This window comes from Hymenobacter humi, assembly GCF_042665855.1.
Classification (GTDB): domain Bacteria; phylum Bacteroidota; class Bacteroidia; order Cytophagales; family Hymenobacteraceae; genus Hymenobacter; species Hymenobacter humi.
In genome coordinates this window covers 812389-836513 of the sequence record NZ_JBHTEK010000001.1, presented here as the reverse complement: position 1 = coordinate 836513, position 24125 = coordinate 812389, and the positions used below count along the sequence as shown (strand labels likewise).

General features: G+C 61.0%; 24 protein-coding genes and 5 pseudogenes. 13 read left to right on the top strand and 16 right to left on the bottom strand.

Features of this window, described 5'->3' with window-relative positions:
• Positions 1-70 precede the first annotated feature (70 nt).
• Positions 71-655, top strand: coding sequence for an HdeD family acid-resistance protein (locus ACFQT0_RS04780; protein WP_380200819.1), 585 nt, complete (start codon positions 71-73; stop codon positions 653-655).
• 64 nt (positions 656-719) lie between these two features.
• Here ACFQT0_RS04780 and ACFQT0_RS04775 read toward each other — a convergent pair whose 3' ends face one another.
• Entirely contained in the window at positions 720-1151 is a 432-nt protein-coding gene (locus ACFQT0_RS04775; protein ID WP_380200817.1) for a hypothetical protein, read from the bottom strand.
• A gap of 218 nt (positions 1152-1369) precedes the next feature.
• Between ACFQT0_RS04775 and ACFQT0_RS04770 the strand changes: the two are divergent.
• Together ACFQT0_RS04770 and ACFQT0_RS04765 are read left to right on the top strand one after the other, a co-directional pair.
• Positions 1370-2581, top strand: a pseudogene (locus tag ACFQT0_RS04770) (M13 family metallopeptidase); the annotation flags it as partial.
• Between the two features lie 196 nt (positions 2582-2777).
• Positions 2778-3420: pseudogene (locus ACFQT0_RS04765) on the top strand (M13-type metalloendopeptidase).
• Positions 3421-3453: 33 nt separating this feature from the next.
• On the opposite strand, the gene ACFQT0_RS04760 reads toward ACFQT0_RS04765, so the two are convergent.
• From ACFQT0_RS04760 to ACFQT0_RS04730, 6 genes and pseudogenes are all read right to left on the bottom strand, one after another.
• Positions 3454-4674 (bottom strand): sensor histidine kinase, encoded by a 1221-nt coding sequence (locus tag ACFQT0_RS04760; protein WP_380200815.1) that lies wholly within the window; start codon positions 4672-4674, stop codon positions 3454-3456.
• A gap of 348 nt (positions 4675-5022) precedes the next feature.
• Positions 5023-5457, bottom strand: coding sequence for a hypothetical protein (locus ACFQT0_RS04750; protein WP_380206153.1), 435 nt, complete (start codon positions 5455-5457; stop codon positions 5023-5025).
• 117 nt (positions 5458-5574) lie between these two features.
• Positions 5575-6003 (bottom strand): ribose 5-phosphate isomerase B, encoded by a 429-nt coding sequence (gene rpiB / locus ACFQT0_RS04745; protein WP_380200813.1) that lies wholly within the window; start codon positions 6001-6003, stop codon positions 5575-5577.
• Between the two features lie 57 nt (positions 6004-6060).
• Entirely contained in the window at positions 6061-6609 is a 549-nt protein-coding gene (gene tatC / locus ACFQT0_RS04740; protein WP_380200811.1) for a twin-arginine translocase subunit TatC, read from the bottom strand.
• Complete coding sequence (locus ACFQT0_RS04735) at positions 6531-6866, bottom strand: twin-arginine translocase subunit TatC (RefSeq protein ID WP_380200809.1); 336 nt, start codon at positions 6864-6866, stop codon at positions 6531-6533. Before ACFQT0_RS04735 ends, tatC begins: the two co-directional genes overlap by 79 nt.
• 147 nt (positions 6867-7013) lie before the next feature.
• A pseudogene (locus ACFQT0_RS04730) lies at positions 7014-8304 on the bottom strand (serine hydroxymethyltransferase).
• A 247-nt stretch (positions 8305-8551) separates the two neighbouring features.
• Here ACFQT0_RS04730 and ACFQT0_RS04725 point away from each other — a divergent pair.
• From ACFQT0_RS04725 to ACFQT0_RS04715, 3 genes are read left to right on the top strand one after another with little or no spacing between them, the layout of a single operon-like run.
• A complete protein-coding gene (locus ACFQT0_RS04725; protein ID WP_380200807.1) occupies positions 8552-8980 on the top strand; it encodes a hypothetical protein in 429 nt (142 codons plus the stop codon).
• The gene (locus ACFQT0_RS04720) at positions 8977-9681 is read left to right on the top strand and encodes a hypothetical protein (protein WP_380200805.1); all 705 of its coding nucleotides are present in this window, start codon (positions 8977-8979) and stop codon (positions 9679-9681) included. Before ACFQT0_RS04725 ends, ACFQT0_RS04720 begins: the two co-directional genes overlap by 4 nt.
• A complete protein-coding gene (locus ACFQT0_RS04715; protein ID WP_380200803.1) occupies positions 9662-9793 on the top strand; it encodes a hypothetical protein in 132 nt (43 codons plus the stop codon). Before ACFQT0_RS04720 ends, ACFQT0_RS04715 begins: the two co-directional genes overlap by 20 nt.
• Positions 9794-9951: 158 nt before the next feature.
• On the opposite strand, the gene ACFQT0_RS04710 is transcribed toward ACFQT0_RS04715, so the two are convergent.
• The 5 genes and pseudogenes from ACFQT0_RS04710 to ACFQT0_RS04690 form a co-directional block, all read right to left on the bottom strand.
• Complete coding sequence (locus ACFQT0_RS04710; RefSeq protein WP_380200801.1) at positions 9952-11232, bottom strand: T9SS type A sorting domain-containing protein; 1281 nt, start codon at positions 11230-11232, stop codon at positions 9952-9954.
• A 1806-nt stretch (positions 11233-13038) separates the two neighbouring features.
• Positions 13039-13317: a hypothetical protein gene (locus ACFQT0_RS04705; protein ID WP_380206152.1), complete on the bottom strand. Its 279-nt coding sequence runs from the start codon at positions 13315-13317 to the stop codon at positions 13039-13041.
• Positions 13318-13403: 86 nt separating this feature from the next.
• Positions 13404-13682: pseudogene (locus ACFQT0_RS04700) on the bottom strand (metallophosphoesterase); the annotation flags it as partial.
• Between the two features lie 146 nt (positions 13683-13828).
• Positions 13829-14053, bottom strand: coding sequence for a hypothetical protein (locus ACFQT0_RS04695; RefSeq protein ID WP_380200799.1), 225 nt, complete (start codon positions 14051-14053; stop codon positions 13829-13831).
• 76 nt (positions 14054-14129) lie between these two features.
• The gene (locus tag ACFQT0_RS04690) at positions 14130-14633 is read right to left on the bottom strand and encodes a hypothetical protein (protein WP_380200797.1); all 504 of its coding nucleotides are present in this window, start codon (positions 14631-14633) and stop codon (positions 14130-14132) included.
• Positions 14634-14752: 119 nt separating this feature from the next.
• On the opposite strand from ACFQT0_RS04690, the gene ACFQT0_RS04685 reads away from it, so the two are divergent.
• From ACFQT0_RS04685 to ACFQT0_RS04655, 7 genes and pseudogenes are all read left to right on the top strand, one after another.
• Positions 14753-15010: a 4a-hydroxytetrahydrobiopterin dehydratase gene (locus ACFQT0_RS04685; RefSeq protein ID WP_380200795.1), complete on the top strand. Its 258-nt coding sequence runs from the start codon at positions 14753-14755 to the stop codon at positions 15008-15010.
• A 278-nt stretch (positions 15011-15288) separates the two neighbouring features.
• Positions 15289-15738, top strand: a complete 450-nt coding sequence (gene rsmI / locus ACFQT0_RS04680; RefSeq protein ID WP_380200793.1) for a 16S rRNA (cytidine(1402)-2'-O)-methyltransferase — start codon at positions 15289-15291, stop codon at positions 15736-15738.
• A 75-nt stretch (positions 15739-15813) separates the two neighbouring features.
• Positions 15814-16047 (top strand): hypothetical protein, encoded by a 234-nt coding sequence (locus ACFQT0_RS04675; RefSeq protein ID WP_380200791.1) that lies wholly within the window; start codon positions 15814-15816, stop codon positions 16045-16047.
• A gap of 16 nt (positions 16048-16063) precedes the next feature.
• A complete protein-coding gene (gene lnt / locus ACFQT0_RS04670) occupies positions 16064-17737 on the top strand; it encodes an apolipoprotein N-acyltransferase (RefSeq protein ID WP_380200789.1) in 1674 nt (557 codons plus the stop codon).
• A gap of 56 nt (positions 17738-17793) precedes the next feature.
• Positions 17794-18596, top strand: a pseudogene (locus tag ACFQT0_RS04665) (inositol monophosphatase family protein).
• A 75-nt stretch (positions 18597-18671) separates the two neighbouring features.
• Positions 18672-18893 (top strand): hypothetical protein, encoded by a 222-nt coding sequence (locus ACFQT0_RS04660; RefSeq protein ID WP_380200787.1) that lies wholly within the window; start codon positions 18672-18674, stop codon positions 18891-18893.
• A gap of 123 nt (positions 18894-19016) precedes the next feature.
• Positions 19017-19358 carry a hypothetical protein gene (locus ACFQT0_RS04655; RefSeq protein WP_380200785.1) on the top strand — a complete coding sequence of 114 codons (342 nt, stop codon included), beginning with the start codon at positions 19017-19019 and terminating at the stop codon, positions 19356-19358.
• 109 nt (positions 19359-19467) lie between these two features.
• Here the strand turns inward: ACFQT0_RS04655 and ACFQT0_RS04650 are convergent, their stop codons facing one another.
• From ACFQT0_RS04650 to radA, 4 genes are all read right to left on the bottom strand, one after another.
• Positions 19468-20487 (bottom strand): SPASM domain-containing protein, encoded by a 1020-nt coding sequence (locus ACFQT0_RS04650; RefSeq protein WP_380200783.1) that lies wholly within the window; start codon positions 20485-20487, stop codon positions 19468-19470.
• A 126-nt stretch (positions 20488-20613) separates the two neighbouring features.
• The gene (locus ACFQT0_RS04645) at positions 20614-21522 is read right to left on the bottom strand and encodes a TlpA family protein disulfide reductase (RefSeq protein WP_380200781.1); all 909 of its coding nucleotides are present in this window, start codon (positions 21520-21522) and stop codon (positions 20614-20616) included.
• Positions 21519-22421, bottom strand: a complete 903-nt coding sequence (locus ACFQT0_RS04640) for a hypothetical protein (protein ID WP_380200779.1) — start codon at positions 22419-22421, stop codon at positions 21519-21521. Before ACFQT0_RS04640 ends, ACFQT0_RS04645 begins: the two co-directional genes overlap by 4 nt.
• A gap of 243 nt (positions 22422-22664) precedes the next feature.
• Positions 22665-24062 carry a DNA repair protein RadA gene (gene radA, locus ACFQT0_RS04635; RefSeq protein ID WP_380200777.1) on the bottom strand — a complete coding sequence of 466 codons (1398 nt, stop codon included), beginning with the start codon at positions 24060-24062 and terminating at the stop codon, positions 22665-22667.
• Positions 24063-24125: the final 63 nt, after the last annotated feature.

The window sequence follows — 24125 nt, the reverse complement described above, 5'->3', positions numbered from 1 at the left end:
ATAGCAGGATAAGCTGCCGCTCGTCACGGGAAGCAACGTCGCGTCCCCTCTCCGGCCGGCGCTTCCCGCTATGATGGTTCCCACGGTATTGCACACGAACTGGTGGCTGCTGGCCTTGCGGGGCCTGGCGGCAGTTATTTTGGGCCTGCTCACCTTTCTGCAGCCAGAGATTACGCTCTTTGTGTTGGTGGCCCTGTTTGGCATCTACTGCCTCATCAACGGCATTCTTACGCTGGTGATGGCTTATCGGCGGGGCCGCGGCCAGTCGCGCTGGTGGACGCTTGCGCTGGAAGGCCTGGCCAGCCTGATAACCGGCGGGCTCACGTTGGCGTGGCCCGGCATCAGCCTGCTGGGGCTGCTGTACGTGGTGGCGCTGTGGGCCGTCGTTACGGGCATCTTCCAAATCGTGGCCGCCATCCGGCTCCGCAAGCAGATTACCGGCGAATGGCTCCTGTTCCTGGGCGGCGTGATGTCGGTGCTGTTTGGCGGCATTGTGGTGTTCTGGCCGGGCATTGGGGCCTTGGCCCTGTCTTGGTGGATAGGGGCTTACTTATTCGCTATTGGCATTACGCTGGGCATTCTGGCGTATCGGTTGCGGAAGCATTCGGCCGGGCATTCGTCGGCTTCTTCCTCCATGACCAGCGCCGCGGGCTGATACAGATTAGCGCGCTGTTAACAGAACGTGCTTTGGCTACTCAAGCCATCGCTTATTGAGCTGGCTAGCTGGCCAGCAGCCAGCCCAGTAGCAGGGCCCGGGCCGTCCAGGCCAGCGTGCGCAGCCAGTTGGTGCGCGTGAGGCCGTCGATGGCAATGTAGTCGTAGCCTTGGGCCAGGCGGTTGTGAAAGGGCACGGAGATGAAGAACGTAGCCGCCCACGCCAGCACCACCAGCGCCAGGCTCCACCAGCCGCTGCCGCCGGGCAGCACGCTGCGCCCGGCCCACGCCAGCCAGATGGCCAGGCCCAGCTCAATCACCATCGGGGCCAGCACCACGTAGCTCATGCGGCGGGTATGCGCCGCGTGGAAGGGCGCCCAGTCCTCTTTGGGTACCTGTCCGAAGCTGGGGTAATGCACTATTTGCACCGTCCAAATAAGGCCGGTGAGGTAGGCGGCCGCCGCAAAATTGAGCAGAAGCAACAGGTGAAGGGACATGGCGGGGAAGAAGTAGGGCCTCAACATACGGCGCCTTCGCGTAATAGCGCCACCTAGCCGTTCTCGAACAGTTCTGTTTGTTGGCTACGGCCTACTGCTGAAGTAGCGAGAATGCAACGGTTTAAGCCTAACATTGTCGTTGCAGCCCGCCACGAACAAAAGCGGCGCGCTTTGCTGTTTCCCACCTTCATTATCAAGCCGAGACTCTGCATTCCTGCATGAAAAAACACCTGCTCCTCTTGCCCCTGCTGGCGGCCTTTGTTACGGGCTGCCCATCCAATTCCCTGAAAACGGGCAGTTCCGAGGACAAACCCGACCTCCTGCACGCGGCCCTGGACACCACCGTGGCCCCCGGCGACGACTTCTTCGCCTACGCCAACGGCACCTGGCTCAAGAACCACCCCATCCCAGCCTCGGAAAGCAACTGGGGCATTGGCAAGGAAGTGCAGAACGAGATTTACGCCCGCCTGCGCCAGACCAGCATGGAGGCCGCCAAGGCCAACGCCGCGCCCGGCAGCAACCAGCAGAAAATCGGCGATTTCTGGGCCGTTGGGCTGGATTCGGTGAAGGCCGACAAGCTGGGCGCCGAGCCCATTAAGCCGGAGCTCGACCGCATTGCGGCCATGAAGACCGTGGCCGAAGTGCCCGGCGTCATCGCCCACGAAATACCGCTGGGCGTGAACGCGCTGATTGGCCCCCGCGTGAGCCAGGACGACAAGAACAGCGACAAGATGGCCCTGTACCTGCGCCAAACCGGCCTGGGCCTGCCCAACCGCGACTACTACTTCAACACCGACTCGCGGACCAAAAACATCCGCCGCGAGTACCTGAAGCACGTCGCCAACACCTTTCAGCTACTGGGCCAGGACTCGACCACGGCCAAGGCCAACGCCGCCCGGGTGATGACCCTGGAAACGGCCCTGGCCAAGTCTTCGCGCAAACTCGAAGCCCTGCGCGACCCCTACGCCAACTACCACAAAATGAGCATCGCGCAGCTCAACAAGCTGACGCCCGGCATCGACTGGAAAACCTGGCTCGGCCAGATGGAATTCACCAACGTGGACACCGTCATTGTGGGCCAGCCCGAGTTTTACCAGACGGTGGGCCAGTTGCTCAAGACCAAGCCCGTGGAGGACTGGAAAGCCTACCTGACCTGGCAAGTGGCCCGCGAGTTTGCGCCCACCCTCAGCAGCCAGTTCGTGAACGAGAACTTCCATTTCTACGGCACGGTGCTGCGCGGCGCCAAAGCCATCCGGCCCCGCTGGAAGCGCGTGCTCGATATGCAGGAAAATGCGCTGGGTGAGGCCCTGGGCCAGCTCTTCGTGAAAGAATACTTCAAGCCCGAAACCAAGGCCCGTTATGATACGCTGGTGAAAAACGTGGTGGCTTCCTTCGCCGAGCACATCCAGAAAGTAGACTGGATGAGCGCGCCCACCAAGGTGGTGGCCCTGGAAAAGCTCCGCAAAATCACCCCCAAAGTGGGCTACCCCAACAAGTGGAAGGACTACTCAGCCCTGACCATTGACCGCAGCTCGCTGGCCGCCAACGTTATGCGGGCCAACCACTGGCAGTACCGCTACGAGCCTCAACAAGCTGGGCAAGCCCGTGGACCGCACCGAATGGGGCATGACGCCCCAGACCTACAACGCCTACTACAACGGCTCGAACAACGAAATTGTGCTGCCCGCCGCGGCCTTCGCCGTGCCCGGCCTGCTCGACGCCGACGCCGACGACGCCCTGGTGTACGGCTACGCCGGCGCCAGCACCATCGGCCACGAGCTCACCCACGGCTTCGACGACGAGGGCAGCCAGTACGATGCCAAGGGCAACCTGCACGAGTGGTGGAGCAAGGAAGACCGCAAGCGCTTCAACCAGCGCGTGGACGGCATCGTGAAGCAGTTCAGCGGCTACACCCTGCTCGACTCGCTGCACATCAACGGCAAGGCCACGGCCGGCGAGAACATTGCCGACCTCGGCGGCATCGTCATCGGCCTCGATGCCTTCAAGAAAACCAAGCAGTACAAGGAAGGCAAGAAAATAAACGGCCTCACGCCCACGCAGCGCTACTTCCTGGGCTATGCCCTGGGCTGGCAGATGCACGTGCGCGACGAGAGCCTGGCCTCGCAGCCTGCTCACCGACGTGCACTCGCCCGCGCAGTACCGCGTGAACGGCCCCATGGCCGACGTGCCCGCGTTCTACGAAGCCTTCGGCATCAAGCCCGGCCAGAAGCTCTACCGCCCCGATTCCACGCGGGTGGTGATTTGGTAACGGGCCCGATAGCTCAACAAAAAAGCCCTTCCGCTAGTAGGAAGGGCTTTTTTCGTTTCTAACGGTCTTGGTTTCTTTCAGCTTCTCTTTGGCGGCCGGCAAGCTCACGGTCACGTTGGTGCCGGCGCCGGGACGGCTCTGAATGACGAGCGTGCCGCCGTGCCGGTGCACAAACGCCCGACACAGGGCCAGGCCCAGCCCGAGGCCCGGGCCGGTGGCGCGGGGCGTGGGGGTAGGTTCGGGCAGGGCCGGGCCGCTCATGAGCGCGGCCACGGTGGCGGTGCTCATGCCCGGGCCCGTATCGGTGCAGCTCAACAGCACCATCTGGGGGTCGTCGGGGTCGGGCGCGGCCTCGAGGTGCACGTGCCCGCCGGCCGGCATAAACTTGAGCGCATTGCCCACCAGGTTGCGCAAAATAGTACGGGCCATGTTGCGGTCGGCCATCAGGCGCAGGTTGGCCGGGGCCGACATGGTGATGTGCTGCCTGGCGGCGGCCGTGGTCTGGTACAGGGCCTGGCACTCGGCAAACAGGTCCGACACAAGCAGCGGCGCTGGCTGGCATTCCAGCTCTCCGGTTTGGCTCACGGCCCAGTTCAATACGTTGTCCAGCAAATGGTTAAGACTATCGGCGGCCTGGCGCACCAGCGCGGGCAGTCGCGCCAGCCCAACCTGGTCGTTTTGGGCGATGTAGGTATCAATCAAGCTGGTAACGCCGGCAAAGGCCGTGACCGGGCCGCGCAGGTCGTGGGCCACAATGGCGTACAGCTTGTCCTTGAACTCGGCCACGCTGCGCAGCTCCGTAGAGGCTTTCTCGAGGGCCTGGTTGTTGGCGGCTAGGGCCGCGCGGTTGCGGCGCAGCTTCTGATACAGGTAGGCCGAAACCAGCAGGCCCATGGCCAGCACGGCCACGGCGCCGCCCAGCATGCGGCTGCGCCACACCTGGTCTTCGTGCTGCTGGGTGAGCTGGCGCAGGCGGCGGGCGCGGTCCTGGGTTTCGTCGTTAACTTGGGCCGCGGCCAGGGCCTGAATCGTCTGGCGGTTGTTCAGGCTGTCGTTCAGGGCCAAGTAGCGCTTGTTCCACTCGTAGGCCTGGCGGTACTGGTTTTGCTCGGCCGCCTCCAACGACAGGATGCTGTACGCATCGAGCACGCGCTCCAGGTACCCGCTCTGGCGGGCCAGGCGCAGGGCCTCGTGCACCGCCGCGTTGGCCCGTTCCGGCTCGCCGGCGCGGATGTAGTACTGCGCAAACAGCACCGCTGGTTGGCCTGGCTGCGCAGCGACTGTTGGCGGCGGCTGATGGCCAGCGCCTGCGTGAGCAGGCGCTTCACCCGGCCCATGTTCCCCATCCGCATTTGGTAGGTGGCCAGGCTGGAAAGGTAGTTTGACTGCGCCGTCGAGTCGTTTTCGCGCCGGGCCAGGGCCAGGGCCAGCGAATCATAGTGCATGGCCTGCGGGTACTGCTCGCGGGAAAAGAACAGGCCGCCAACGCTGCCCAGCAGCCGCATCTGGGTGCAGGACTCTACTCCCGCCTGCGAAGCCACCTGCAGGGCCCGGCGATAGTAGCGCCAAGCCGTAGCGGAGTCGCGCCGTTCGTGGTAAATGCTACCCTGCGCCGTGTAGGCATGCGCCAGGGCGTCGCGGTTGTCGAGCCGGCGGGCCAGGGCCTGGGCTTCGGTGAGCAGGTCGAGGGCCTCCGCCCCGTTCGAGAGGTTGGCGTAGCAGGCTCGACAGGTTGAGGAGGCTGTGGAGCAGGGCCGGGCCCTGCTCCTCCTGGGGCAGGGTGCGAGCCAGGGCCACAGCGGCTTCGCCATACGGCAGGGCCCGGGCGGGCTCCTCGCTTTTCAGGGCGCCGCACATGGTATCCAGCAGCCGCAAACGGGTGGTGTCGGGCAGCCGGGTCTCCAGTTTCCGGCGAATGGCCTTGGCGGCCGCGGGCGGCAAGGTCCCGCCCATGGCCCGCGCCGATGCCGCCAGCAGCAGCCCGAAGGCGAGCAGCCACATTAGCAAAAATCCGGGCCGCTTCAGGGTTAGCTGCATAGTGCTAGCCAAAGATAAGCATAGCGCAGCTAATCTTCATGCTTTAATGCTATTCCAGGAAATAAGTTTTTTCAGCCGCCTGGGCCGGCAGCAGACTGACATTCACTTAAATGAAGCTCAGCCGTCTATTTTTGAAACCCGGTGCTGGTGCCGACCGCCTTCAAAATCCGTTTTGAGGAAAGCTGATACAATTTCCTGCGCCTGCTCGCCGCTCACGTAGCGGGCCGGCACGCACAGCACGTTGGCATCGTTGTGCTGGCGGGCCAGGCTGGCTAGCTCGGGCAGCCACGCAATGGCGGCGCGCACGCCGGCGTGCTTGTTAGCCGTAATGGCCACGCCATTGGCCGAGCCGCAAAGCAAAATCCCCTCTTCGTATTCGCCGGCGGCCACGGCCTCGGAAAGCGGGTGCGCTACGTCGGGGTAGTCCATCGAGTCGGCCGTGTGCGTCCCAAAATCATGCACTTCGTGGCCCTGGCTGCTGAGCCAGGTGCGAAGCATTTCCTTTTGGGCAAAGCCGGCGTGGTCGGAACCGAGAGCGATTTTCATACTAGCAGGAGGTGAAGGGCGAAAAGAGGTGGGCAGTGCGGTTAATTCCTCGCCGCCCTACTTTCCCAGCTCACTGTTCAGGCGGGCGGTATCGTTGCGCCGCACGGCACGGGCAATGTTGATGCTGAGCTCGTAGAGCAGCAGAATGGGAATGGTAACGATGATTTGCGACGTAATATCCGGCGGGGTGATGACCGCCGCAATGACCAGAATGACCACAATGGCGTGCTTGCGGTACACCTGCATGATTTCGGGGGTAATCAGCCCCGCTTTGGCCAGGAAAAACACTATCATGGGCAGCTCAAACACGAAAGCACACGAGAGCGTCATGGTCGTGAGCGTGGAAATGTAGCTCTGCATGTCAATCTGGTTCTCGATGGTGGCATCCACCGTGTACGAAGCCAGGAAGTTGATGCTCAGCGGCGCCGCGATGTAATACCCAAACAGCAGGCCCAGAATGAACAGTATCGACACAAAGAACACCGCGCCCTGCGAGTTCTTGCGCTCGTGCGGGTAGAGCCCCGGCTTCACAAAGCGCCACAGCTCCCAGAACAGGTACGGGAACGCCAGCACAATGCCCACCACAAACGACGTGCTGATGTGCATGGCCGCTGCCCGCTCATTTCACGGTTCTGAATCACGAAGTTGACGTTGTTGGCGCAGGGCTCCGCCGACGAGCTCATCCACTGGCCCAGGCGGCAGAAGGCGCGGTAGGTCCAGAAATCGTTGCGCGACGGCCCCAGAATCAGGTCATGAAACAGGAAGTCTTTGGCAAAAAACGCGCCCGTGGCAAACACTACCACCGAAATCGCCGCCCGGATGACGTGCCAGCGCAACGCCTCCAGGTGGTCGATGAAGGACATTTCGTGCTGTTCGCCCAGCGGAGATTTTTTGCGATTGAGATTGCACGGAAGAGTGACTGAGTGAATGAGTAACTGAGTGAATGGGTGAATGAGCAAACGTCTTATTGACGCATTCGCTCATTCACCCATTCACTCCCTCACTCCTTGTTAAGCAAAAAGCGGGTAGTCCTGCAGCCAGGTGTTCACCCGCTGCCGCACCTGCCCGATGCGCGTGTCGTTGTCGTGGTGGGCCAGGGTTTCGTCAATCAGCTCCACGATGCGGCCCATGTCGGTTTCGCCCAGGCCCCGGGTAGTTACGGCGGCCGAGCCGATGCGGATTCCGCTGGTCACAAACGGCGACTTGTCGTCGAAGGGCACCATGTTTTTGTTGATGGTGATGTCGGCCCGCACCAGCGTGTTTTCGGCCAGCTTGCCGCTGATGCCTTTCGAGCGCAGGTCAATCAGCATGAGGTGGTTGTCGGTGCCCCCGAGATGATGTTGTAGCCCAACCCCACGAAACCGGCGGCCAGCGCCTGGGCGTTGCGCGCCACTTGCTGGGTGTAGGCCTTGAAGTCGTCGTTCAGCGCCTCGCCGAAGGCCACGGCCTTGGCAGCAATCACGTGCTCGAGCGGGCCGCCCTGGGTGCCGGGGAACACGGCGCCATCGAGCACGGCCGACATCTGGCGGATTTCGCCTTTCGGGGTTTTCAGGCCGAAGGGGTTTTCGAAGTCTTTGCCCAGCATGATGAGGCCGCCGCGGGGGCCGCGCAGGGTTTTGTGGGTGGTGGTGGTCACGATGTGGCAGTGCTCGAACGGCGAGTTGAGCAGGCCCGTGGCGATGAGGGCCGAGGGTGCGAAATATCGGCCAGCAGCAGGGCGCCCACCTCGTCGGCGGCTTCGCGCAGGGCGGCGTAGTTCCAGTCGCGCGAGTACGCCGAGGCCCCGCAGATAATCATCTTGGGTCGCTCGCGGCGGGCAATGTCCTTGATTTTCGACCAGTCGATGAGGCCGGTTTCTTTCTCGACGCCGTAGAAGCTGGGCTGGTAGAGCTTGCCGGAGAAGTTCACGGGCGAGCCGTGGGTGAGGTGGCCGCCGTGGCTCAGGTCGAAGCCCAGGATTTTGTCGCCGGGCTGCAGGCAGGCCAGCATCACGGCGGCGTTGGCCTGGGCACCGGAGTGGGGCTGCACGTTGGCCCAGGCCACGCCGAACAGCTCTTTCACGCGGTCGATGGCCAGCTGCTCCACCTGGTCCACGATTTCGCAGCCCCCGTAGTAGCGCTTGCCGGGCAGGCCCTCGGCGTACTTGTTGGTGAGCACGGAGCCTTGGGCGGCCATCACCTGTTCCGAAACATAGTTCTCGGAGGCAATGAGCTCGAGGCCGTGGGTTTGGCGGATTTTCTCCTTAGCGATAAGGTCGAAAACGGCGGTATCAAGAAGGCGGGCGGGGGCGACTGTTTGCATAAGCCCAAAGGTAACAGCTGACGGGGTGTTGCGGTAACGCGGAATGAACCATCCGGGAGGTACCGGGGCCGGGATAAATCCCGAGGCCAAGCCAAATGCCCGGCGCCCTCTCGGCCGCGGTGCTGCATTACCTCGTCCGTTGATAACCGATTCCGTTGTTACTTGCCAGTGCCTTTGCTATTTCCCATGTCCGCGCCTCTCGCCGAAACCCTTACCCAGCTGCGCGTCGGCAACCAGAAGTTTCTGGTTGACTTTTACCAGCGCAGCCGGCACCTGTTTGCCCGCTGGGCCCAGCGTAAGCACCGGCTGGCCGCCGCACAGGCCCACGAGCCTGCTGCAGGACACCCTGCTCGACTTTTACGACCAGGTAGCCGACGGCCGCCTCACCCTGATGCCCGCCGACCTGCGGGCGCACGTCTACGGCATGGCCGAGCTGCGCCTCGCGGCTCACGTGCCGGCCCACCAGCCCCTGCCCGCCGCCGAAGCCAGCCGCCGCCAGCGCCTGCTCACGCAGTTCAACCAGGCTCGGCCCCGATTGCCAGCGGGTACTGACCTACTTTTACTTCCACGGCTACCACTTCGAGAAGATGGGGGCAAAATGGGCTTTGCCAACGCCACCGTGGCCCGCCTCCAGAAAAGCACCTGCCTGCGCAAACTTTACGAGCTGTTGAAATGAGTCCCCTGACTCCGTCTCCCGACCTGCGCCCCTACTTCGAGGAGCTCGAACGCTTTGCCGACGGCCAAATGGCGCCGGCCGAGCAGGAAGCGTTTGAGCTGCGCCTGGAGCAGGACGAGGCCCTGGCCGATGCCCACGCCGCCTACGAGCAGCTGACGGCCGACCTGCGCTGGGCGGCCGGGCACGACACGCTGCGCCAGCGCCTGCAAGCCCTCGACGCCCGCATGAACCAGCGCGGCGATGCCCTGGCCCGCATGCAGCGCCTCACCCAGCGCCGGCAGCGGCGCTGGTCGGTGCTGGGCACCATAGGCGTGGTGCTGTTGCTGGCGGCCGGCGCCGCGGCCTGGTACTTTAGCCGCCCCAGCCCGGCCCGGCCCGCCCGCAACTGGGAAGCCTACTACCAGCCCGACCCCGGCCCCGCCGTAACCACCGGCCTGCTGCACAGCCGCCCCTTGCTCAGCGAAGCCCTCGACCAGTACCAGTCGGGTCACTATCCGGCCGCGCTGCACTCCTTGGGCCGCGTGTCGCCCAGCAGCGTGGGTGCCGACACGCTGCAATACCTTCGCGGCCTGATTCTGCTGCGGCAAGGCCAGGGCAGCGCAGCCCAGCTTTACCTGCGGCGCGTGCGGGAAGCCAGCGGCGCCGGCGAGCCTGGCCCGGCGGGCACAGTACCACTTGGGCATGGCCCAATGGCAGGCTAAAGAAACGGCCCAGGCCTTGGCCACCCTGCGCAAAGTAGCCGCCGATTCGCTCAATCCCTACCGTGCTTCGGCTCAAAAAGCCATAGCCGCCGGGATACTGGAGAACAAGTAAACCCAGCTCAATTTTTCATAGACACCCCTTCGAGGCAACATCATAAAACAAAAAGCCCCAGCCAATAACGGCTGGGGCTTTTTGTTTAGGGGCACGCACCGTGCTTTCTGGCTCAATTCCGACTTTTTTTGTCCGGGAGCAAGCTTGGATGTGGACTGCTACTCCTTCACCACACGCTGGCGCAATACCTGGCCGTCCATGGTAGCTGTGAGGATATAGCTGCCGGCGGCGCAACCGGGCCGCACCTGCACGGGGCCGGAAGTCACGTTCTGCTCCTGGTGCCACACCTCGCGGCCCATGGCATCGAAAAGGCGCAGCGTAGCCGTGGTGGCGGTGGGGCTGGCGAGCAACACCGTCAGCTCCGAGCCGAACTGCGTGGGGTAGGCCGCAAACGAAGTCGCGGAAGCGTCGAAGCTCACCAGCTTGGGGCCGAAGTAGGAAACCGGGCCTTTGTGGTCTTCCTGGCGGAGGCGGTAGTAGCGCGCTCCGGTTTTGCCCGCGGTAGCATCCACGAAGCTGTAGCGGCGGGACGAGCTGCTGTTGCCGCCCTCGGGGGCAACGAAGCCGATTTCGCGGAACGTGCGGCCATCCAGGGATACCTCAATGCCGAAGCCGCGGTTGTCTTGTTCGCTGGCCGTGGTCCAGGTGAGCAGGGCGTTGCGGCCCTGGCGCTCGGCCTGGAAGGAAATCAGCCCAACGGGCAGCGGATTGGTCACATCACCCAGGGTCCAACGAGCGAGCGAGAAGTCGTTCACACCGTTGAGCACGGCGTAGCCGACGCCGGCGCTGCTCACGCCTTTGTTCTGCCAGGTAGTGCCGCCATTCACCGACTTGAAGAACTTCAGGTTGGCGGGGGCGATGTTGTTGAGCTCGTGGTCGAAATACTTGAAGGTCATGTTTACGCTCACGCCCGCAGTGGTAGTAGGGGCTAAATCAAAGTAGCGCAAGATGCCTTGGCGCCCACTCACCCCAATTGGTGCAGTACCCGTTACACGCGTTACTTTGGTAGCGCCTGGTAGGCTAGAACTTGGCAACAATTGCACTGATAGGCCAACGCCACCAAATTGTTCAGCGGTGTTTCTAGCTGGTGTCCGGGTCACTATTATAGTTCCCAGTACATAGCTGGCTTCCGTTTCGGTGAGGTTAGCCGACGAGCCCAACTTGATGCGGTAAGAAGGGCCAGTAGCAAGCACACCATTAATCATCTGAATGCCATTGAATACATCGGCATCATCGGTAAAAGTCTTGGTGCCGGCGCCATTTACTTCCAGGTTGAAGTACAGACCGCCACTTACACTTTGCGGACCAGTACCCGTCAGCTTCACTCTACCAGTCGAACAGGTGAATTGACCGCTGTTCACCATGTCTCCTTTTATTTCGATGTCGCCTAAAGTCTGGGCGAATGTGCCGCTATTGATGAAGTCGCCGGTGATAAGCATATCGCCTCCCGTGTGATTGATAATGCCAGCGTTGCTCAGGTCGCCAGTTACAGTTGTTAAGCCGCCTTCTACAACCATTAACTGTTCGTTACTCACATTAAAAGAGGTCAACAAAGTAGTGGCGCGACTCACGAGGTTATTAACACCACTTGTACCACTATTGCTCAGGAAGGACGCGGTGTTCGCATTCAGTTCGCAGCGGCCGGTAGCTATTTCAAATGCGGTGAGGGCGGCAGAGCTGGCAACAGTCAAGCTCACGTTGCTCACAGTGTTGCTGGTTACCTCGTTGGTAAGGGTGGCGCTAGTACCGCAATTAATTACAATGCCGCGAAAGTTTTGGCTGCCAGTGTTTTCCCAAATGCCTCCTGAGGCGCCAGCGGTTTTTCCACCAATGAAGTTACCGGTAATGGTCACGTCATTGGCACCGCTGCCTGGACGGAAGTCAATGCCGGTTTGGGCAGTGGAGGGAGGCGTTGACAAGTTGTAGTAAATGCTGTTTGCACTGATAGTCCATCTGTCGCCGTTACCGGCCGCTACCAGTACCGCGGTATTAGTGAAGTTGAAGAGCTCATTTTCACTCAGGGTAAAAGCATCGTTGGTTCCGTTACCCGCGTTGGCAGCGTAAACCAGGTTTGCTGGCAACTGAGAAATACCCGCGTTAGCTATATAACTTTTAGTGAGGCTGTTGTGGTCGTTGCCGGTGCTTACGCCATCGCCTATTACTACCACGCCACTTGTAGCCGAGCTAGTGGCGCCATAGATATTCGCTTCGCTAACCTCATTATAAGATGCGTCGCCACTGAACACAAGCGCAGACTTTGCAGCGTCGGGCTGACGCAGCGTGAGCGCGCGGGTTTTGCTGGCAGTGCTGTTGTTGCTGCTATTGCCGTTAATAGTAGTGTACGCGCTGTTTGCTCCAAACGTGACCGTGCCGTTGATTGCGGTGGTTGTGTTTGCAGCAGGGCGAATGGTGAGGGTATTTCCTATAGACCCTTTTTTGTTCAGAACTACATTTTCGGGGTAAGTGGCATCAATTAACTGCAGTTCAATTGAATTCGAGAGCGTCATTGGCATATCTGCTAAAGCCTCCGCAATTGTAGCATAATCAGCTTTTTTGATACACCGACCGTGTAGGTTGTAGTGTTGTTCTGGGCGTGGCTGCTAAAAGGCAAGGCCAGGCTCAGGAAAAGCCCCGCTAGCGGCCAACGGCGCTGCAGCCACTGGGAAGCCGAAGGAATGGGAAAGCGTAAAATGTGATTCATATAGTAGAAAATAAATTGTGACAAAGTCGGTTGAAATCCTTCCCAGCACTTGCCAGCCTTAATGGGGCGCATGCAATTCATAAAGGCCGGAGCAAATACCCATAGTTACATTTTACAACATCAAGCCGATACGGTGCTTATGTTTTAACGAGTAGAAACAGGTAAAGCATAATAGGATTTATCAAACCTATAGCCCCCGGAGCCAATTGCAATAGCGCGCCCAAATTGTAGATAGCATAATGCAATTTTATGCCAACAATATATTCTATATCCTACGCATTTCAGGCTATTTTACAATTATTTTTTGATCTTTCTGTTTTTTCAAGGAAAGACGGTTAGCTCCTGGAAACAGCCTTTCAATTACAGAATTCCCCGATTTCGAGCAGGCAAGGTTTCATAATTATTTCCGGCTCTATTTTTCCAGAAGCACAACAATTTCTTTACTGAATTCAAACATATAGAACTCCATATGGTAGCATAACACAAAAAAGCCTCTGCCCTCAAAGCGGAGGCTTTTCTGAATACCGTAAGACACGACTGGCATCTACTCAACGTTTGCCGATGGTATAGGGGGTTCCCGGTTGGGCACCAGGGCCAGCTCCCACGTGTCGAGGTTGAGCGCCGCGAGGTGGGCCAATTCGGGGTTATGGCGGTACACGCAGCCAGTATCGAGCCCGAGGGCGCCGGGGTGCAAAGCTGCTTTGGCGCGTACCTGAGCGGTGGGTGTGGGCACATGGCCGTGCAAGAGGCGTTTGCCTGCGAGCCGCGAGGGGTCAAACACAAACTTTTTGATGTTGAGCATGGAGCTGAGGTCGCTCCGCATTTCGGCGGGGGCAGCGCGAAATTGTAGCCGGCATGCACGAGCACGAAGTCGGGCAGCTCAATTTCGTAGGGCAGGGCGGCCAGCCAGTTCAGGTACAGCGGAGGGATATCGGCCATGCGCCGCACCCCGAAACTGCGCAGCGTGGGCAGCCGGCCGCGGGGGCCCATCCAGTCCCAGCGCCAACGGTGGCGAGAGGCGTCGAGCAAGGCTTGGTCGTGGTTGCCGCGCAGGCAGTGCACGCGGTAGCCCGTGGCCTGCAGGTGCATGAGGTAGTCGAGCACGCCGCGGCTGTCGGGGCCTTTGTTCACGTAGTCGCCCAGCAAGTACAGTTCGTCGGCGGGGGTCAGGCGCAGCTCTTGCTCCACGAGATAGCGGAAGGTTTGCAGGCAGCCGTGCAGGTCGGTGGTGGCGAAGCGGCGCACAAGAAAAGTATGAGCAAGAAAAACGTCCTGCCGGGCGGGTCGGAACGAGTTGACCCGCCCGGCAGGACGTTTTTCAGTAAGGAAGAAGATTAATGACCGCCGCCGTACGCGGGGCGGTCCAGTTCCGGCTTGTCGAGGTTGCGATTGGGGTGGCGCAGGCCAGCGTCGAGGGCTTCCTGCTCCAGGCGGGCCTGCATGGCCTCATCCGTCTCCATAACAGGCAGTTCGCCAGAGGCTTTGGGCTGGCCTTTGCCGGCCGGAGCGCCTTTGTTTTCGCTGGATTGCTGGTTGGTGTTATTGCTTTTGTACGGCATGATAAAGGACGGTTAGAAAGTGGAAATGTGGAAAAAGGAATTTCTGTCGTCGCAACCCGGTACCAGGCGCCGCGGCCTATTGGTCGATGGCGGTGTCGGTGGCGTTGGGGTCGTTGAGTTCGGCGTTGGTGTCGGTGCCGGTGATGGGCTCGATGGGGCGGGGCTCCATCTGGCCCATGCCCACGCGGGAGTTGGGGTTGCGCATTTCGTCAACGCCGGGCCGCAGGTCGTGCGCGTCGAGTTCATCTACCGGGCGTCCCGAGGGAATTATCGACTCCGTGTACTCGGAATCAGCCGGCATGTCCTGGTTGGGCCGGTCGGGGCGGCCTTCGTCGGTGGAGCGCATGTTGTCGTGGGGCGGGCTCATGCGGTCGGCGGTTTCGTTCACCGACAAGGCGGTTTCACCGCCTGCGCTGTCGGTGCCGAAGCCTTCCTTGCCGTCGCGGTTGCCAAAGCCGCCGCGGGCCGCTTCGTTCTTGGGCGGGTCGGCGTTGGGGATGTGGTGGCCGGCCTCCATTTCTTCTTGACTGGTATCGTCGTTGATGACGCGAATGGGGCGATTGTTGGGGTCGATGGCCATTGTGTTAAGTGAAAAGTTAAGGATGCAACTAGGAGTAAGGTGTACTTTAGTTTGGCCGTTTGGGTTGTACCGTAGCCGGTGGTTACCTCTTCGTTAAATACCGTAATTTCCTTATTTGTATGTGGGTCGAAACCGACAACAGCCTGCGCCAACGCTTCCGGTTTGATGATTTTAAAACCGCCTTTGCCTTCCTCACCGAGGTAGCTGCCGAGGCCGAGCGCCTCGACCACCACCCGTGGTTTAGCAACGAATACAACGTGGTCGAATTCCGCCTCCGCACCCACGACGCCGGCAACACCGTCACCAAGCGCGACCACCGCCTGGCCGAGGCCATTGATGCCGTAGCCGCGCGATACGCTGCGCTTAATGAGGAATGAAGAATGGAGAATGAGGAATGGGCGGACAACTCCCCTCCTCAGTTGAGGAGGGGATGTTCGAGCTTTAGCTCGGACGGGGTGGTTGCCCTCGTTGAACGACACCCGAACAATTCCAGCTCAACTCGTTCTGTCGCCAGTCGTTCGGGTGTCGTTCAACGAGGGCAACCACCCCACCAACTTGGCAGTTGAGCGTCCCCTCCTTAAAAAAGGAGGGGAGTTGTCGTTCGCTCATTCCTCATTCCTCATTCTTCATTAAGCGCAGCGTCTACCTTTGCCTTATGCCCAACACGGTCCTTTACCTCGTGCCCACGCCTATTGGCAATCTGGAAGACATCACCCTGCGGGCCATCCGCATCCTGGGCGAAGTGGGCACGGTGCTGTGCGAAGACACCCGCACCAGCGGCCGCCTGATGCAGCACCTGGGCCTGAAGAAGCCTCTGCTCTCCTACCACCTGCACAACGAGCACCAGCAAGTGCCCCGCCTGCTCGAGCGCCTGGCCAAGGGCGAAACCATGGCCCTGATTTCGGACGCCGGCACGCCCGGAATTTCCGACCCGGGGTTTCTGTTGGTGCGCGAGTGCCTGGCGCAGGGCCTGGGCGTGGAGTGCCTGCCCGGCCCCACGGCCTTTGTACCGGCCTTGCTCAAGTCGGGCTTTGGGGCCGAGCGGTTCACATTCGAAGGCTTCTTGCCGGTGAAAAAGGTCGGCAGACGCGCTTGCGGGAGCTGACGGCCGAAACCCGAACCATGATTTTTTACGAATCCCCGCACCGTATCGTGAAAACGCTGGGCCAGCCTGGCCGAGGTGCTGGGCCCCGAGCGGCCGGCCTCCGTCAGCCGCGAATTGACCAAATTATTTGAAGAAACCGTGACCGGCACGCTGGCCAGCCTCGAGGCTGACTTTGCGGCCCGTCCCACTATCAAAGGAGAAATTGTCGTTGTCGTCGAAGGAAATCTTGCCCCGCCCGCCCGCGAGCCCCGCCCCGGCCGCGAAGACCGCTACCGCCGCCCCGAAGACGACGCCGACAGCGAAGACTAAGCTGCCGCGCCCGGCGGTGCTGGCCGTACTCAGCGGCTTACTGCTCTGGGGCGGCTGGCCGCCGCAGCCCTCGGCGCCGCTCTCGCTGCTGCTGTTCATCGGCTGGGTGCCGTACCTGCTCATGGAGCGGCAGCTCACGCGGCAAGGTGCCCGCAAGCGGCGCGTGTTTGCCTACACGTATCTTTTTCTGGTGCTCTGGAACGCCGTCACCACGTGGTGGGTCAGCTACGCCGAGCTCACGGCTGGCATTGCCGCCGTGGTGCTAAACGCCCTGCTCATGTGTTTGCCACTCATGGCCTTCCGGCAGACCAAGAAGCGCCTAGGCAACCGCATTGGCTACCTGTCGCTGCCCGTGTTCTGGATTGCCTTCGAGCAGCTACACCTGACCTGGGACCTCACCTGGCCCTGGCTCACGCTGGGCAATGGCTTCGAGGCCGCACCGCAGTGGGTGCAGTGGTACGAGTACACGGGCTTCCTGGGCGGCTCGGTGTGGGTTTGGGTTGTGAATCTGCTCCTCTTTCACGAGTTGCTGAAAAGAATTCCTGCTTTGGCGGCTTCTACACGGGGGCAGGAGAATCTGGGCAAAAATTCAGGTCCTGACCGGCGGTCAATCATAGCTGGGCCTGCTTTTGCGCGTGGGCCCTTCGTTATTCCCGCTCTGGCCATTCTGCTGCCCATCGGTTTGTCTTACCTGATTGGAGCTACCTACCAGGAAAAAGGTCCTACGACCGAGGTTATCGTGGTGCAGCCCAACCTGGACCCTTACGTGGAGAAGTTTGAAGGTGGAGCCAAATTCGTCCCGTACGACGAGCAGCTAACGCGGCTTTTGGCGCTATCGGAGCAGAAGCTCACGCCGCAGACGCGCCTGGTGATGTGGCCCGAAACGGCGCTGGAAGAATCGTACTGGGAAAACACGATTGAAAGCAACCCCAAAATCCGGCGCATCCGCGAGTGGCTGGCCCGGCACCCGGGCGTGGCGCTGCTCACGGGCATCACCACCATCGACTCTTACCCCAACAAGGAAGCCGCCAGCGAAACCGCCCGCTACCGTGACGACCTGGGCTATTACGACGTTTTCAACACCGGGGCCTATTTCGCCGACGCCACCGCGCCCATTGCCTTCTACCACAAGTCGCGCCTGGTGCCCGGCGTCGAGAAGGTGCCGCCCCTGCTGGTTTCCATTGTCTCACACATCGACTTGGGCGGCACGGTGGGCAGCGTGGGCAGCCAGGCCGAGCGCACCGTGTATCCGGCGCACCCCAGCGTGCCGGCGCTGCGGGTGGCGCCGGTTATCTGCTACGAGTCCATTTACGGCGATTTTGTGGCCAAATACGCCCGCAACGGGGCCACACTGCTCAGCGTCATCACCAACGACGCGTGGTGGCACGACTCGCCCGGCTACCGCCGCCTGCTGCGCCTGGGCGCCCTGCGCTGCATCGAAACGCGGCGCGACCTGGCCCGCTCCGCTAACACGGGCTTCACCGGCTTCATCAACCAAAAAGGCGAAATCACGCAGGTTGAGCCGGCCTGGGTGCCCACTGCCAGCCGCGGCACTGTGCACCTCAACGACGAGGTAACGTTTTACGCGCGCTACGGCGAGCTGATTGGGCAAGGCACCCAGATACTGGCGGTGCTCCTGCTGCTGGTGGCGCTGGCGGTGGGCTGGCGCAAAAAGCATCTGGCTCAATAAACCTGCCGCTTCCCTCCTATCCAAGCAGCAGCCCACCGTTCACTTTCTAGCCTTCTATGCCAACCAATTTCACCGAGCTTTCCCTCGCCCTCGCGGCCTTGTGCCGCAACACGGCCCTGTTCATCCGCCAGGAAGCGTCTACGTTCGACCGCGCCAAAATTGAGCACAAAGGCGTGCACGACCTGGTGAGCTACGTGGACCAGGAAACCGAGCGCAGGCTGGTGGCCGGCCTGCGCGAGCTGCTGCCCGAGGCCGGATTTATTACGGAAGAAGGCACCGCCGGCCCCGACACCCACACCGAGGAGTTCACTTGGATAATTGACCCACTCGACGGCACCACCAACTTCGTGCACGGCCTGCCGGTGTACTCCATCAGCGTGGCCCTGTTGCACGGCAAAGACCTGGTGCTGGGCGTGGTGCACGAAGTAAACCGAGACGAGAGCTTTCGGGCCGTGCGCGGAGGCGGGGCATTTTGCAACGACCGGCCCATCCGCGTGACAGACATTGCAGAGCTCAACGGCTCGCTCATCGCCACGGGCTTTCCTTACAAGGACTTTGGCAGGATGGACACTTATCTCCAGGTGCTGGGCGCCTTCATGAGCCGCACCCACGGCGTGCGCCGCCTGGGTTCCGCTGCCGTGGATTTGGCTTACGTGGCCGCCGGCCGCAACGAGGGCTTTTTGAGTTCAACCTCAACTCCTACGACGTGGCCGCCGGCATCCTGCTGGTGCGCGAGGCGGGCGGGCACGTCACCCAGTTCCTGGAAGACGGCGACCCGCTGTTCGGCCGCGAAATAGTGGCCAGCAACGGGGCCGTGCACGCCGAGATGCAGCAGACCATTCGCGAGTTCTGGCAATAGCCGGGCCCTGCTTTACAAGTAATTTCAGCTCAACTTCCCAGCAAACTATTCTCTCGCCAGCGCAGTTTACCCATCATGCTCCTGCTTGCTCTCACCTCCGTCGAAGTTCAGTATTTTCTGATTGCTGCCTTGTTTGTGGCGGCGGCTTTTTATGTCGGCCGCATCTTTTGGCGGGCCTTTTTCAGCAAGACGGCGGCGGGCTGCGCCAAGGGTTGCGGCGGAGCCTGCGGCACCCTCGACGTAGACCAGCTGCAGCGCACCATCGAAGCGCGCGCTGCCGCGCAGGCCAAGCGCTAGCCTCGCCACTTCTTTGTAGTCGCCCATATAACCCGCCCCCGCCCCGGCTTCGTATAGCCAAAGCGGGGGCGGGCTGCGTTAGCACCGCCCCCTGCGCTTTCACTCTCCAAAACACTAACCGCCATGCAGGACAAAGAAGAAGAACGCTCACTCGTGAACGTTGAAAACGAACTCAACAAGCGTGGCTTCACGCAGGATTTTAACGTCGTGGACGGCCGCCTGCAAACCATTGGCAGCGATTCAAATAAAAGCTACGCAGCCGACGAGGTTACCATCGTAGACTTTTACCGCTTCGAAGGCGAGAGCGACCCCGACGACATGTCCATCCTCTACGCCCTGGAAGCCAAGGACGGTGTGAAGGGCACCATCGCCTCCGCCTACGGCACCTATGCCGATTCGGACACGCTGGACTTCTTGAAACAGGTGGAAGACCTGGGCAAAAACCTGACGAAGGGCCACAAGTAGGACGCCTTCGGCTTAATGGATAATGCAGAATGAGGAGTGAAGAATTAGTCCAACGACCAATTCTTCACTCCTCATTCTGCATTATCCATTCTTCATTAAGTCACTGACCTCAGCCCCACACTTTGGTACCTTCCGAGCAGTTGCGGCACATCTCAATCTGGTCGCGCCCTTTGAGCAAGGTGCTGCGAAACTGCCGGTATTTGGGGCCCCGCCAGAGCTGGCGGAAGGTCTCGGTTTTGAGGTCGCCCTGGCGGTACTCGGCGTCTTTGTCGAAGCAGCAGGGCACCACCAGGCCATCCCAGGTGATGACGCAGGAGTGCCACATCTTCCAGCAGTGGTTGAGCAGGGCATTTTTGAGGCTCCAGGTACCGTTGCCGTTGTTCTGGTAGCGCGAGTAGTAGTCGATGGTAGGGATGAGCGGGGAGCCGTGCGTGTGGTCGTAAATCTGAGCTGTTTTGAACCACACGTCGTCTACGCCCAGAGCCTCGGCCAGCTGCTTGGCGTCGTCAATCTGGTGCTCGTTGGGCCGCACCACCAGAAACTGGAAGATGATGCGCGGCGTGCTCGAGCCGAGCTCCTTGCGCCACTTCACTACGTTGCGAGTGCCTTCGAGCACCTTCTCCAGTTTGCCGCCCACGCGGTATTGCTGGTACACCTCCTGGGTGGTGCCGTCGAGCGAGATGATAAGGCGGTCAAGGCCGCTCTCTACGGTGCGGCGGGCATTCTCGTCGTTGAGGTAATGCGCGTTGGTGCTGGTGGCCGTGTAAATGCCTTTGTCGGCGGCGTACTTCACCAGCTCCAGAAACTGCGGGTGCAGGTACGGCTCGCCCTGAAAGTAGAAAATCAGGTACCACAGCCGGCTGGCCACCTCGTCGATGGTTTTCTTAAATAAATCGGCCGGCAGCATGCCCGTGGGTCGGGTAAAGGAGCGCAGCCCGCTGGGGCACTCCGGGCAGCGCAGGTTGCAGGCGGTGGTGGGCTCAAAGCTCAGGGCCATGGGCAGCCCCCGCAGCCGGGCCTTGCCGGTGAGCTTGCTCAGAATGTAGGAGCCCGTGATTTGGACAGCGTTCCAGACGCGGAGCGGCGTGGCTTTGGATAAGACGTTGAGGCCGTCGGCGAACGAGGACATAGGAGCTGGGTAAAAGCAGTAGCGCGAACATTGTAGTTCGCTTCCTTAGGCCGCGTGAGTAGCTCAACGGCGCGGGGAAGCGAACTACAAAGTTCGCGCTACTTAGGTTGCGTCGCGGCCGACGCGCTATTTCTTGGTAGCTGGAAAATCGATGGCGCTGGTGTAGGTGCTGGCCTTGCCAAACGACTGGTTGATTTCGTCGATGGCGGCGCGGCTGCTCAAGCGTTTGGGCTTGGTGTTGAGGAACGTACCATCTTCACCGACCAGCATGTACGTGGGCACTTCCTGCAGCGCGTAGGCACTGGCCACGGCCGAGCGCAGGCCCCCGCCGGGCACGCGCACTTGCACGCCGGGCAGTTTTTTCACCGTCACTAGCTGCTTCCAGGCTTGCTCGTTCTCGTCCAGCGCGATGTTGATGAAGGTAATGTTCTTGCCTTCAAACTTGCGAATCAGTTCCTGGGCATACGCCAAGTCGCGCAGGCACAAGCCGTTGGTGGTCTTCCAGAAGTTGAGATACACCAGCTTGCCGGCAAAGTCGTGCAGGCTCACGGTGTCGCCCGTGGCCGTGGCCAGCTTAAAGTCGGGCGCCGGCGCGCCAATGGCGAAGCTCTTGTGCTGGTCGAAATCGCTCTGCAGCGTGGGGTAGAACTGGTTCTTGGGGTCGTAGTTGCGGAAGTCCGCCAGCATGGCCGCCGACTGCTTCACGTGCCCAAACCGGAAGGATTCCTGCAGCACGCGGCCCAGAATGATGGCGCGGGTCGGGCCCGTGAGCTTCTTGCTGGCCAGCGCATAAGAGGCCGGGTAGAAGTCCGGGTCGGTGCGCAGGTGCTTGTCCTGCGCCACGGCAAAGTGCACGTAGTTGAGCAGAAATTCGTGGTACAGCTCGCTTTGCACGGCAGTGGGCTCGTTTATCAGGCCCGGCTCGCGCAGGAAGTTGTAGTAGTTGGGCTCCATTTTAAGGCGGCCCTCGGTGTTCACCACCTGCTCGCGCAGGTCCTGGAAGGTCAGCCGGTCGTTGGCGTACGCATATATCACCTCGGCGTGGGCGTAGTTGTAGAAGTCCTGCGTAAACGACTGCTTGGCCGCGTGGTCTTCCAGAAACTCCAGTGGTGCTTGCGCCGGTACTCCAGAAACGACAGGAAGGGCGCTTCGTAGAGCTGAATGTTGTCGGGCAACACCTGGAAGCCGTCGTTTTCCACAAACTGGGCGTCGGCTTCTACCAGGTAGTTGTTGGCGTTGGCGGCTTGCTGGCGGTGGCGCTGCTCCTCGCTCAGGTTCGTGCGGTTGCGCAGCTTGGTGGCCAGGCCGGTGGGCACATCGTTGGGCTTAAATCGCAACGTACCCGACATATCGTCGCCTTTAAAGCGCACGTCCATGTCGGTGCCGGCATCCAGGTACAGCGGGGCCACGTCATCGCCGTACACCAGGTCGGCTTTGGTGGAGCCGTACACGGGGATGACCAGCTTGAAATCGCCTTTCTCACTGAGGGGCACGCGGATGAGCTTTTCCTTCGGGTCGAGCGGATTTTCACGCAGCGTGACGCCAACCGAATCGGTAGTGGCCCCACTTACGCGGCCGGTGAGGATGGCCGTGCCGGTGGGCTTGGCCACGAATGGCTTGGCAGCAACCGGGGCGGGTGCGGCAACGGGCGTTGCGGGCGCCGTCGTAATGCCGGCGGGTACTTTGGCAGCCGGCACCACCGTATCGGCGGTCACCGTTTCCGAAGGCGCCACCGCTTTCGCAACCGGAGCGGGTTTGCGTTGCACCGTTTTGGCCGCGGCCTTGCGGGGTTGCGTTTTAGCCGCCGGGGCGGCCTTGCGCTGCACCGTGCTGCCCGCGGGAGCCGGCTTGCTCTGCGCCTGGCCAAGCACCGGCACCAGCAGGAGCGCCGTGCCCAGCAAGCAGCGCGTACGGGTGATGAAAGAGGATATCATATCACAAAAAACTAGCGGCGGACGACCGCTACCGACCGCCGACAACTGACCAAAAACCCATATCGCCGAGGGCGGTTACCTAAACAATTCGCGGTAAAAGCCAATCAGCCAACCGAAGATAAGGCTTTTTGATTTATAAAATCCAAATCAGTCCTTCATCATTTGTGTGGCGGCCGTGCTTCGCCGCGGCCCAACCGCTATCTAGCGATGTTTACATGGGCTGATTATCAGCATGCTTTTCGTTTAGCCGAATAACCCGTTCAGTACTTCGTCGAGTCGGCTCACGGCCTGCACTTTTAAGCCAAAGCGCGCGAGGTCCAGCCCTTTACCATTGAACTGGGAAACGTACATTTCCTGAAATCCTAATTTTTCGGCTTCGGCTAAGCGCTGGTCGAGGCGCGAAACGGCCCGAATTTCGCCGCTCAATCCGACTTCGGCGGCCAGGCACACATTGCCAGGAATCGGCAGGTCGTTGAGCGAAGAAACCACCGCCGCGCACACGGCCATGTCGAGGGCGGGGTCGTCGAGGCGCAGGCCGCCGGCAATGTTCAGGAACACGTCGTGCTGGCCAAGACGCAGGCCGGCGCGCTTTTCCAGCACGGCCAGCAGCATCTGCAGGCGCTTGGCGTCGAAACCCGTGCTGCTGCGCTGCGGCGTGCCGTAGGTGGACGGCGTGACGAGGGCCTGCACTTCCACCAGCAGCGGGCGGTTGCCTTCGAGCGTGGCCCCGATGGCCATGCCGCTCAGGCTTTCGCCGCGCTGGGAGAGCAAGATTTCGCTGGGGTTGCTCACCTGCCGCAGGCCATCGCCCTGCATCTCGTAAATGCCCAGCTCCGAGGTACTGCCGAAACGGTTTTTGGTGGTGCGCAGAATGCGGTAGCTCATGTGCCGGTCACCTTCAAACTGCAGCACGGTATCCACCATGTGCTCCAGGATTTTGGGGCCCGCTATGCTGCCATCCTTGGTGATGTGGCCGATAAGCAAAACCGGTGTGCTGGTTTCCTTGGCAAACTTCAGGAACTCGGCCGTGCACTCGCGTACCTGGCTCACGCTCCCGGCCCCGCTTTCCACCAGCGTGGAATGCATGGTCTGGATGGAGTCGATGACCAGGATGTTGGGCTGAACCTGGTCAATCTGCCGGAAGATGTTCTGGGTGTTCGTCTCGGTGAGGATGTAGCAGCCCGGGTGCTGGCCGTCGGCCAAGCGCTCGGCGCGCATTTTTATCTGGGCCTCGCTTTCTTCCCCGCTCACATACAGCACCTTCATCTGCCGCAGGCTTAGGGCAATCTGGAGCATGAGCGTGCTTTTGCCGATGCCCGGCTCGCCACCAATCAGCACAATCGAGCCCGGCACGAGGCCACCGCCGAGCACACGGTTCAGCTCACCGTCCGGAGTGATGATGCGCGGCTCGTCTTCGGCCAGAATGTCGCCGAGCGGCACCGACTTTGCCGCTTTGGTGAGGTTGCCGCCGGGTACGGTGCTGGCGGGCTTCCACTGCCCGGTGGTTGTGGCCACGGTTTCCTTCTGCACCACTTCCTCAACGTAGGTATTCCACTCCCCGCACGCCGGGCAGCGCCCTATCCATTTCGCCGATTGAGCACCGCAGGATTGACAGAAAAAGACAGTTCTCGCTTTAGCCATGTAAGGGCGTATTTTCGGTAGATGAGTAATGTTTTATAAGGTCGACAGCGCCGAAAAAGTTGC